Source organism: Caldisericum sp. (assembly GCA_022759145.1).
In the GTDB taxonomy this organism is placed as follows: domain Bacteria; phylum Caldisericota; class Caldisericia; order Caldisericales; family Caldisericaceae; genus Caldisericum.
In genome coordinates, this window is record JAEMPV010000133.1 from 1 (window position 1) to 4,956 (window position 4,956).

4 protein-coding genes are annotated in these 4,956 nt (G+C 32.7%); all 4 read left to right on the forward strand.

Features of this window, described 5'->3' with window-relative positions:
• On the forward strand, positions 1–1,578 hold a 1,578-nt coding region (locus tag JHC30_07375; GenBank protein MCI4463967.1), incomplete at its 5' end, for a site-specific DNA-methyltransferase.
• A 1-nt stretch (position 1,579) separates the two neighbouring features.
• Positions 1,580–2,959, forward strand: a complete 1,380-nt coding sequence (locus JHC30_07380) for a DEAD/DEAH box helicase family protein (protein ID MCI4463968.1) — start codon at positions 1,580–1,582, stop codon at positions 2,957–2,959.
• 29 nt (positions 2,960–2,988) lie between these two features.
• Positions 2,989–4,683, forward strand: coding sequence for a hypothetical protein (locus tag JHC30_07385; GenBank protein ID MCI4463969.1), 1,695 nt, complete (start codon positions 2,989–2,991; stop codon positions 4,681–4,683).
• A gap of 2 nt (positions 4,684–4,685) precedes the next feature.
• Positions 4,686–4,956: hypothetical protein (locus JHC30_07390; GenBank protein ID MCI4463970.1), on the forward strand; the 271-nt coding region annotated here is incomplete at its 3' end.

Sequence of the window (4,956 nt, forward strand, 5' to 3'; positions counted from 1 at the left end):
ATTGATCCACCGTTTAATCTTGGGACAAATGCAGACTTCCTATACAATGTCAATTACAAGGATTCAACCTGGGCAAGTATGCTCGAAAATAGATTAACACTAGCAAGAGAAATGCTAAACGAAAAAGGAAGTATATTTGTAAGATGTGATTATAACGGCAATTGGATTGTTAGACCTATAATGAATGAAATTTTTGGAGAGGAGAATTTTAGGAATGAGATAACGATAAATAGGAAGAGACAGCCAATAGGAACACCAAACAAGTTTGAAGTAGAAAGTGAAAACCTTCTCTTGTTCTCTAAAACTGATAGGTATTTTAGAAGAGACTTGTATAAACAAAGGACATTGGCAAATATTAAATGGACAGGATTTCTTAAACAAGAGGAAAGACGCCCCCCAGAAAGGGTTTTCTTCGGTAAAGTCTTACATCCTCCCAAAGGACAACATTTTTCTTTAATTCAGGAAAAGGTTGATAAACTTTTAAGAGAGCGTTATTTAAGGTTAAAATGTAAAGAATGTGGTGCAATTTATTACTATGACGAAAATGAATCAAGAGAAAACTTTGTTAACGAAATTATAAGATCAAAAGACAAGTTCAAGTATATGGATGTAACAAGTGAATCAAAAGTTTTTGGTGTAAAATTTTTGGATAAATGCCTTTCTTGTGGGAGTGATAATTGGAAGGTGGAATATTTAACCTCTGAAGAAGAAAAAATTACTGATGACTGGAAAGACATTTCTTCTTATGAGGATACTTTCGGTTTTAAAACTGAAAACTCTGAGATCCTTTTAAAGCGTGTTATAGAGTCCACCTCTAACGAAGGCGATTTAGTTATGGATTTCTTTTTAGGAAGTGGTACTACAACTGCAGTAGCACATAAATTAAAAAGAAAATGGATTGGCATTGAGATGGGAGAACATTTCTGGACAGTAGTTTTACCAAGAATGAAGAAGGTTTTGGCTTATGATAAATCGGGTATTTCAAAAGAAAATGACGTTAAAGATAAATACAATGAAAAAACAGCAGGTGGCTTTTTCAAATATCAAATCCTTGAGCAATACGAAGACACACTCGATAACATTGAATTAAATGAGAACAAAAATGCAGAAAATCTTTTTAAAGATGAGTATCTATTGAAGTACTTCCTTGACATTGAAATAAGGGAAAGCCCATATCTTTTGAATATCAATCTCTTAAAAGACCCATTCAGTTACAAACTTAAAGTAAATCTTTCAGAAGTTGGAGAACCTAAAGAAATGATTGTAGATATACCAGAAACTTTTGTGTATCTTCTTGGTATGAAAGTAAAAAGCATTAAAATGAGGAACAATAATGGCAATAAATATCTATTTATTTTCGGACAAGTGAACGGAGAAAAACAGGCTATTGTGTTTAGAAAGTTTTCACCAAAATGGGAAAATGAAGAATTTGAAGAGGATAGAAAATTTATACAAAATGAGATTAAATCTTTTGCACCAAAGGTTGTTTATATTAACGGACAAAGTAAACTGACAGATAGTGGTGGCTGGGAAATCCGTAACATTGAATCGACATTCAAACGCCTTATGGAGGCGTAATATGAATATTGATAAATACTTTGTGTTAAACAAGTATTTTTTAAATCTCTTTGGCTTTCAGGATATCAAGGATGCAAAAAGAAATATCAGGCAGGAAAACTATGAGGTTGACCCAAATACAGGACTAACCAATTTTTACTCTGAAATTTCAACCTTACCAAACTTAAGAGTTGAAATTGAAAGCCTGGAGCAATATGATAGAAATATCATTAGTTATGTCGAGAAAATAAATAGGACAAGGGAACCAAAGGTAAATTTAAAATATTTCCAGTATCTTGCAATTTTATTTACTGAAATCTATTTCGATAAGATAAAGAAAAACAAGAGCACATTTTTAAGCGAATTGAATGAATTTAAGCAAGATTACTCTAAAGAAGCTGGAATTGAAATAGATGACTTTGAGGAGAAAGATTTAAATGGACTTGCCTTTTCAATGGCAACAGGCTCTGGAAAGACAATAATCTCTCACATAAATTTCCTGCAATTCCTTAGATATGAACCTTTTAGACCCGATCACATACTTTATATTACACCCAATAGTGGACTCTCCAGACAACATTTTGATGAACTTCTAAAAAGCGGACTTACTGCAAAACTGTATGAAGGTGCACTTTCTAAAAGTCAAAGTGAAAACGAAATTCTTGTTATTGAGATAACAAAGTTAAAAAAGGACAAGCAAGGTGGTGGAGTAAGTCTTCCTGTAGATGCTTTCGAAGGAAGAAATCTCATTTTTGTAGATGAAGGTCATAAAGGAAATGCAAGAGAAGAACAAGAGTGGGGAAAAATACGATCCATGCTTGCAAAAGATGGTTTTGAGTTTGAATATAGCGCTACTTTCCACCAAATATTATCGGAGAAGAATAAAAGTACTTTGCAAAGTTATTCAAAATCAATTATCTTTGATTATTCTTACAAGTATTTCTATCTCGATGGCTATGGAAAGGATTTTTCAGTATTCAATGTAAAGGAAGTTAATAGAATTAATGAAGACGTTTACGAGGAAACAGTATTTGTTGCAAATCTTTTGTCGTACTTTGAGCAGCTCCTCTCTTACAACGAAAATCCAAATCTGGTAAGAGAAAATAACATTGAAAAGCCTTTATGGATATTTGTTGGCACAACTGTTAACAAAGAAGATGAAGCGCTTCAGTCAGACATCTTAAAAATAGTACAGTTCTTTAAGAAAGTAATAGAGGATGAAAGTTGGCTAAAGAAAAAGATAGAGGATATTCTCAAGGGAAATACGCCATTTAAAGAAGATGGAAACGATATCCTCAAAAATAAATTCGTCCATATAAAAGACAAGGATATTGATTCAATCTTGGATTCGATCTACAAGACAATTTTGGAGGAAATGGCAAATTATCAATTTACGAAATAAAAAGTGCAGATGGTGAACTTGGTCTTCAAGTGGTGGATGGAAAGTATTTTGGAGTTGTAAATATCGGGGAGTTATCGAATTTTAAAAAGAAACTTGAGAAGGTAGGAATAGAAATATTGTCGGATGCTATAACACCGTCACTTTTTGATGACATTAAAAAGGAAAATTCAAGTATAAATGTACTTATAGGGGCAAAGAAGTTTATTGAGGGATGGGATACCTGGAGAATAACTTCTATGGGATTGCTAAATATTGGCAAAAGTCAAGGACCACAAATAATTCAGCTGTTTGGACGTGGTGTTAGGCTAAAAGGGAAAAATATGTCTCTTAAGAGAAGTGATGAATTTTATTCGAATCCGGCATTAAAGAAACTTGAAACACTTGAAATTTACGGAATAAAGGCAAACTATATTAACAAGTTTATTGAAGAGATAAGTAAGGAAATAGATATTGAACCGATAAAAATACCTGTTGAATTTAGCCATAAAGACAAATGGGACGAAATTTTTGTCCCTGTAAAAGATGAGGTGAAGTTTAATGAGCAAGAAGTTGTAAAACTCGATGTTGATGAGCACCTTCCTGTTTCTCTGGATTTGAGACCTAAAATTGTAAGTTCTTTGGGAGAAAGAAAAAAAGAATCCGAAGAAACGAATTCAGTTAAGAGCGCCACTTTGGAGGGGGAAACTAAAAACTTTTGCTATAGTGAACTTGGGGATAAAATTGATTTATTGAACTGGCAGAAAATTTATGCAAAGATAGAAGAGTTTAGGCTTGAAAGAAAATATTTTAACCTTATATTCGATATTGACTCATTAAAAAATGTTTTGCTATTGGATAAATGTTTAATTGAAACATATGAGGATTTGGGAAATATAAATTCTCTAAGTGATATAGAGAGATTAGAGGACCTTGCTATAGAACTGTTAAAGAAGTATATATATCGATTTTACAGAAAAATTCAATCTCAAGCGGAAATTAAAGCAATGAAGTTAAAACCAATAAAGACTCAGGAAGATAAATTAAAATTACCATTTTTGAAAGATGGCAACGAGGCTTATGTTGTTAGTATCGATAGAAAAGAAAACAAAGAAACATTAGAAAAGATAAAAGCAGGATTAAAAAACGCCATTTCATCTGTTCAGAAAATTGCAAAAGAGTTAGATAAACTTGGATATGGTATTTATTTAGATGAACATCTCTTTATTCCAATTATTGTTCAAAGCAAAGATATTGAAAGCACAGAGCCTCAAGGACTTGTAGAGAGCGAAAAAGATTTTTTAGATAAAATTAAACAATATATTCCAAACTTAGAAAGTAAAGGTTTTGAAATATATCTCTTAAGGAATCTTCCAAGTTATGGATTTTCTTTTACTCTGGATACCGGGGAAGATTTTCATCCAGACTTCTTAATGTGGATAAAGAAAAATGGAAAAGAAGCAATTATCTTTATTGAGCCTCACGGACTGTTACATTCTGGAGAGAATGATCCGAAAATGAATTTTAGAGATAAAATAAAAGATATTGAAAAAAGTATATCCAAACAAGGCGTTGGTTTAGATGTAGTGCTTGACTATTTTATGATTTCGGAGACGAGTTGGAGCGATTTTGTAGAAAATAAATCTCTATCAACTCCCAAGTCTTACTATAAAGAGAAACATGTATATTTCAAGAGCGATAGCAACTGGGTAAGTGATATGTTTAATGAGATTGTAAAAAGCTTTTGATTATGGATGAATTTAAAATTTCGGAGATTATAAGGACAAAGAGAAAGACAATCGCTCTTATTATTAAGGATGATGCAACGCTTGTTCCAATTCTTTTTGGACAAGCTATGGGAATGAATCCTCAGCAACTGGGCATATTCATTGCAACAGTTTACATGATTACCGGCGTTGCAACACTTTTACAGTGTGATTCGAGGATTGGGTCCGGTCTTCCAATCGTCCAGGGCTCTTCATTTTCATTAATCCCTGCTGCAACTGCAATCTTTGACAATG